General features: G+C 51.6%; 2 tRNA genes. Both read right to left on the bottom strand.

Annotation, left to right across the window (positions count from 1 at the left end):
* Window position 1: 1 nt before the first annotated feature.
* Window positions 2-77: transfer RNA gene (locus tag AC3A6F_RS25370), tRNA-Gly, on the bottom strand.
* Window positions 78-144: 67 nt separating this feature from the next.
* A tRNA-Gly gene (locus AC3A6F_RS25365) sits at window positions 145-220 on the bottom strand.
* Window position 221 lies beyond the last annotated feature (1 nt).

The raw sequence follows: 221 nt of genomic DNA, 5'->3' as shown, positions 1-221 counted from the left end.
CTGGAGCGGGAGAAGAGTCTCGAACTCTCGACCTCAACCTTGGCAAGGTTGCGCTCTACCAACTGAGCTACTCCCGCGTACAGAACAACGATTATGACAGAACTTTGACGTTTTTCCAAGATCGCTTTACAGCTTTGCAATCTTTGGAGCGGGAGAAGAGTCTCGAACTCTCGACCTCAACCTTGGCAAGGTTGCGCTCTACCAACTGAGCTACTCCCGCT

The sequence above is a fragment of the Massilia sp. Soil_C_3 genome, from assembly GCF_057657035.1.
This window is presented reverse-complemented; position numbering and strand designations above follow the sequence as displayed.